Raw genomic sequence first — 4,523 nt, forward strand, 5'->3', positions numbered from 1 at the left:
GGCCCCAGACTCAAACTTAGTAAGTGATGAAGATGCAGCAACAGAGGCCCCAGACTCAAACTTAGTAAGTGATGAAGATGCAGCAACAGAGGCCCCAGACTCAAACTTAGTAAGTGATGAAGATGCAGCAACAGAGGTTCCAGACTCAAGCTTAGTAAGTGATGAAGGTGCGGCAACAGAGGTTCCAGACTCAAGCTTAGTAAGTGATGAAGATGTGGCAACAGAGGCCCCAGACTCAAACTTAGTAAGTGATGAAGGTGCGGCAACAGAGGTTCCAGACTCAAACTTAGTAAGTGATGAAGGTGCAGCAACAGAGGTTCCAGACTCAAACTTAGCAAGCGATGAAACTGTACCAGCAGAGGAACCAGTCGCAAATGAAGCAAGCAATACAACCGTACCAACAGAGCCAAGTATAGCAACTCGCAATGCTACTGAAACTCCGATAAATATTGATGCAATTGAATCTGGAAAAGTTAAGACAGGCGGACAATTGACGAATGCAAGTAATATCATAAGTGGGTGGTTAGAGCTTGCACCTCAGTCAGCTGTAGGATATACACCAGGTACAGGAGCAAGTACCAAGTTGAATGGCTATACGGTAAATGCTCAGTGGATTGATACAGATGGAGCAGTAAGCCCTATTTATTCAGCTGTCACGCATAACTTAGCAGGAGCTGCTTCTAATGGTGGAGGAGATGGAGTTTTTGCATTTGAGCTACCTACATGGATAGATGAAACTGGGGTAGAACATAAATTTACTTACTTACCAACTTCAAAACAAAGATTGAAATTATGGCTGGCACCTAAACAATTATCACCAGATGGAAATGAGTTAATTACATTTCGTCCAGTAGTTGGAAATACACCTGGTTTTTCAACACCAACAACAGCGGGGGCTTTTTATTTAGCAGGAGCAAATTTACAGCGTGCAAGTATTTATGTAGTTGAACTGCCGAGTAAAGAGAATTTAGAAGCATTTGTAGGAAAAGAAGATACTTGGATTTATGACGATAAAGGACCAGATAGTAATCCGTCTAATATCGTGGGAGGAACTAATAGAGTTTCTGGAAAAGTTTGGTGGGAAACATCAAAAAATGGTACTACTTTCCCAACTAGTACAAGCGAAAGCTTTGTAACTCAAACAGCAGATGAAGCAAAAACAGGATTCAGAGTTGTTACTAGTGTCCTTACCCCAGAGGGAAAAGCAGCAATAGAATCCACACAAAACGCTAATAATGCGTATGATAAGGTTAAGGAACAATTAGCCATATTAAAAGCTCATCCTGAGTATGTACAAGAAACTGTAGTGGCTCCAATTGTAGACGGAGAATATACTGCTCATTTTACTGATGATATTGATGTTGAGGCAATGTATCAATTTGTAATAAATGGTGATGGAGAAATTCAACTGGCATATAGTAATTTCCCGATTCTTGCTTATGGGTCACCAAGAGAATATACACATTCAAATCCATTTATTACGGCAGGTCGACAACAAGTATATAACTCTCATTTTGCATTAGTTCCTAACTTAGATAAATTTAACATTGACATAACTAACTATGATACAACGAAAAATATTGCTCTTCCAGGAAACACTGCAGTTAGTGATGTTCAAACTATCTTTAATGTTGGCTCGACGGTAGAAATTGTGTGGTCAAATAAAGATGGGGAGATTAGTAGAACATCTGTTTCTACAATAGATGATGCTAAAAAAGCAGCAATGTTTACTGTTCCATCAGATATAAAGGAAAATACAATTTATACTGTAGAGTTAGTGGTAAATGGTGTTACGGTCGATGCAGATAGTTTCCTTGCAAGATTAGCTGAAGACGCAGATAAATACGAGCCAAAAGCAGAGCCGGTTGAGAAACCGTATGGGGAAGCAACAACAGAAAAGGATGTAACAGATGCAGTAACGGTACCAGGTTATCCTACAGGTGGAGATCAACCAGAAGTTACGGTCGATCCGGGAGCAACATTACCAGATGGGACAACACCTGGCACAGTAGAAGTACCTGTGACAGTAACGTATCCGGATGGATCGAAAGATCAAATTAAAGTACCAGTAACTACACTAGAAAAAGTGATTGATCGTACAGATGATCCGAGTCAACCGACACCAGCAGGGTATGTACGAGTAACGTTTGAAGCTGGGGAAGGAAGTTTCGCAACGGATGCGAAGAAGGTGTTTGATGTAAAAGCTGGAACCGCAGCAACTGAAGTTCCAACACCAACGGTGACTGCACCAACGGGTAAAGTACAAAGTGGGTGGAATCCGGAATTACCTGCGAACTATGATAAAGCGGGAACATATACTGCTCAGTTCAAGGCTCAAACAACAGACGCAGATAAATACGAGCCAAAAGCAGTTGGAGAAAAAGTAGATTTAACGGATAATGTTACAAATTTACCAGAACTACCTAAAGGAACGAAAGTGACTGATATTACTCCTGATGGGGAAATTGATACTACAACACCAGGAAAATATCAAGGGACAATTGAAGTAACGTATCCAGATGGATCGAAAGATCAAATTAAAATACCTGTAGAAGTTGTAGATACAATTGCTCCTGATAAACCTAAAGTTGATCCTATTAAACCAGGAGATAATGAGGTAACAGGTAAAACTGAACCAAATATTGATGTAACAGTTAAACTACCGAATGGGAGTGAATATTATGGTTCTTCTGATGATAAAGGAATTTTCAAAGTAAAAGTTCCTAGTCTAGAAGCAGGTGATAAAGTTATTGTTACAGCAACTGATAAATCAGGTAATACAAGTGAACCAACGACTGCCATTGTTTCTCCTAGTAATACAGAATATGTGACATCAGGAGAAAATAACAAGATTATTACAAGCCCTCAACGAAAATTAGAGAGCGGTATTGGGTTACCTTTGCAAGTAGGATTTAAAGAATTACCCAAAACCGGTGAATCAAGTAATGACATGATTACTATTAGTGGGGGAGTTGTTTTCTTGAGTATGTTGGGACTACTTGGGTATAAAAAAAGAAAAGATAACGAATAGAAGTTAGAAGCTTAATTCTTCTCGAAGAAGAGGAAGAGTATTTTCTTCCTCTTTTTAATTAATGAGGTGAAATAAAATGTATTCTAAAAAAATATATTTTTGGGAGATCCAAAGTCTAGCTTCTTTTGTAGAATATGAACGAAAAAAAACTCTCAAGAAAAGGTTGGCTTAACAAATAATGACTATTATGTATTGAAGATAATAGAGGAATTATGTAAGGAAGCTCGAAATTTGATAAAAGGAATCTCAGAAGAAAATTTTAAATTAACAATGGGTAATCTTGTAAAGGTAGACGCTAAGATTTGTTTATATCTATTTTTCTTAATTAACAGTCAATATCTAGATTATTCAGAAATTCAACAGGTTGTGGATCAAGAGTATTTAGAAGATTATTATGATAGCTTTTTTTTCTCAGATAGTTTAAATGATTATAAGCTTATTAATTACAGAAATATAGGGGATGGAAGGTACGTTGAAAAAAATAGTAATTGTAGGTTCTAATCACGCAGGATTATCATTAACTAAGTGCTTACTTGAAAGTGACACGAAATATGAAATAATTCTTATAGATAAAAAATCAGTAGTTAGTTATTTAGGATGCGGCTTATCTTTACTTCTAAAAAAAGAAGTGTCAGATATGAGTTCTTTATTTTATGTAGATATGCAACAATTAAAATCTAAAGTTTCTAATCTTTACATGGAAACAGAAGTTTTAGATATTGATACTGTTGAGAAGAGAGTCCTTTGTAAAGATAAATATAACAATTTATTTTATCAAAATTATGATAAATTGGTGTTGGCTACTGGTTCTAGTCAATTTACATTGGATATACCAGGAAATGAATTAGTACAGAACTTTATGTTAAAGGATATTTCTGATGTATCAAAAATCATCAAAAATTTGAATGATCCAGCAGTAAAAAGTATTGCTGTTGTAGGAGCTGGATACATAGGTGTTGAGTTGGCAGAAGCAATTTCCAGATGTGGAAAAAATGTATATTTATTTGATGCTGCTAATCGAATGTTATCGATGCACTATGATGAACCGTTTTCAAATATTATCGAACAAATTCTCCTAGAAAATAATATTAAAGTCTGTTTGAGAGAAACTCCAATACAGTATCTAGGAGATAAGAGAATAGAAAAAATAGTGACTAATTTGAAATAATATAAGATTGATATGGTTGTTCAAGCTATTGGTTTCACTCCTAATAGTAAATTGGGGAACAAAAAATTATTAAGACATTTAAATGGAGCATACTTGACAAATGAATACCAGCAAACAAATGTAAAAGATATTTATGCAATAGGTGATTGTGCAACAACATTTTCAACTGTGTTAAATCGAAGTGATGTAGATTTTTCTGTGTCTAATGCTTTAAGAACAGGATATATTGTAAGTCAACATCTCGAAGTGGATAGGTTACACTGAACTAGACAATAAAAATAAGGTGTGTAAAATATAAGAAAACACACTGGAGGAATTGTTAAT

Annotated in this window: 1 protein-coding gene and 1 pseudogene; both read left to right on the forward strand. The window is 36.0% G+C overall.

Translation table 11 applies throughout. The annotated features are described in order from the left end of the window. A partial coding sequence (locus AB5Z52_RS15985) for a Rib/alpha-like domain-containing protein (RefSeq protein WP_368267008.1) occupies nt 1-3,031 on the forward strand: 3,031 nt, incomplete at its 5' end. 472 nt (nt 3,032-3,503) lie between these two features. Further along, nucleotides 3,504-4,463 (forward strand): annotated as a pseudogene (locus AB5Z52_RS15990) (FAD/NAD(P)-binding oxidoreductase). The last annotated feature ends 60 nt before the right edge of the window (nt 4,464-4,523 follow it).

Source organism: Enterococcus sp. RTP21361st1_A6_RTP21361_211029 (assembly GCF_040910045.1).
Classification (GTDB): Bacteria; Bacillota; Bacilli; order Lactobacillales; family Enterococcaceae; genus Enterococcus_D; species Enterococcus_D gallinarum.